1 protein-coding gene is annotated in these 381 nt (G+C 63.3%); it reads right to left on the bottom strand.

Going from position 1 to position 381, the window contains the following annotated elements; translation table 11 throughout:
• A partial coding sequence (locus VSR82_RS40130; RefSeq protein WP_498858942.1) for an IS3 family transposase occupies positions 1-381 on the bottom strand: 381 nt, incomplete at both ends.

Here is a 381-nt window from a genome sequence, read left to right as displayed (position 1 = left end):
TTGAACAGCTCCAGCACGACCGCCAGATACAGCCAGCCCTCGTCGGTCCAGATATACGTGATGTCCGAACTGAACACCTGATTCGGCGCAGCCGGCGCGAACTCGCGGTTCAACAGGTTCGGCGCGATGGGCAGCTTGTGCCGGGAATCAGTCGTGACGCGGTAGCGGCGTTTGTGGCGTGCCCGGATACCGTTCTTGCTCATCAAACGCTCCACGCGTGCCTTGCTGGCCGGAAACCCGCGTGCGCGAATCTCCTCGGTCATGCGTGGCGAGCCGTAGGCGCCCTTGACCTCGGCATGAATCGACCGAATCAGCGTAAGCAGTTGCGTGTCGGTCAACCGTTTCCGCTCGGGCGTGCCGCCGCGCTTCCAGGCACGATCG

Origin of the sequence: Burkholderia sp. JPY481, from assembly GCF_038900515.1 — a bacterium.
Classification (GTDB): Bacteria; Pseudomonadota; Gammaproteobacteria; order Burkholderiales; family Burkholderiaceae; genus Paraburkholderia; species Paraburkholderia youngii.
The sequence above is the reverse complement of the archived record's forward strand: the minus strand, read 5'-3'. Positions and strand labels throughout refer to the sequence as shown.